The organism is Arenibacter lacus (assembly GCF_008711145.1).
Lineage (GTDB): Bacteria > Bacteroidota > Bacteroidia > Flavobacteriales > Flavobacteriaceae > Arenibacter > Arenibacter amylolyticus.
The window spans coordinates 1-1153 of record NZ_VVIN01000177.1 but is presented as its reverse complement, the minus strand read 5'-3'; the positions used below and the strand labels follow the sequence as shown (position 1 = coordinate 1153).

The 1153-nt window shown below is 42.5% G+C and carries 1 protein-coding gene; it reads left to right on the top strand.

Going from position 1 to position 1153, the window contains the following annotated elements:
- Positions 1–30: 30 nt before the first annotated feature.
- Positions 31–1153: IS1634 family transposase (locus tag F1E73_RS17020; RefSeq protein ID WP_191089065.1), on the top strand; the 1123-nt coding region annotated here is incomplete at its 3' end.

Genomic DNA, 1153 nt, shown 5'->3' with positions numbered 1-1153 from the left:
CTTAATTTTGGGTGTTGCAACATCCCAACTATGTTTATTCGTGAGGTGAAAAATCGTTCAGGAAGCACTAGTATTCAGATTATTAGCAAGGATTCCGGTAAATATAAAGTGGTCAAATCCATAGGGTGTGCCAACACGTTGCAAGAAATTGAGGCTTTAAAATTAAAGGCCAAACATGAGCTTGAAAAAATCAGGAAACAGTCTTCGCTGTTTGCATCTTCTACAGATGCGAAGGTCGAAGAGGCCTTCTCTCTGCTGAGCAATGCAGACATCAGAACTGTGGGGCCCGAGTTGATTTTCGGAAAGATCTATGATTCCATAGGCTTTGGTGCATTAAATGAGCCCCTGTTCAAAAATATTGTAGTTGCCCGTCTGGCATTTCCTTTGAGTAAACTCAAAACGAGTGAATACCTGTACCGATATCAAGGCAAGTCCATTGATGTGAATAAGATATACCGGTTTTTGGACAAGCTGAACAGCGAACTTGAGGAACAGGTCCGGCAAATAGCTTTTCAACACACCAAAAAGGTTTTGAACGGGGATCTGAGCATTGTCTTTTACGATATGACCACACTCTACTTCGAGGCCTCGGATGAGGATGACCTGCGCAAAACAGGATTTTCCAAAGATGGAAAGCACAGCAACCCACAAATATTCATCGGGCTTCTGGTAGGCTTGGGCGGCTACGCCATAGGGTATGAAGTTTTTGAAGGAAATACGTATGAAGGACATACCCTCATTCCTTTCCTGAAGAAAATGCAAGATAAGTTCTCCCTGAACAAGCCCATTGTCATTGCCGATGCGGGCTTGTTATCCAGAACCAATGTACAAGCACTGGAAGATAACGGCTATCAATTTATATTGGGCGCCAGGATAAAGAACGAGGATAAGGAGACCCAATCCCAAATCAAGGAATACGACTTTGAGCGAAACAACTTTTTTTGGCTGGATAAGGAAATAATAGATGAAGAAGGCATCGTAAGAAAACGTCGTCTGATCGTACACCATTCGGACAAAAGAGCCAAAAAAGACAGCTACAATCGGGAAAGAGGGCTTAAGAGACTGGAAAAACGCTTAAAATCCGGCAAGCTTACCAAATCAAATATCAACAACAGGGGCTACAATAAATATTTGAACATGGAAGGCGAAGTGA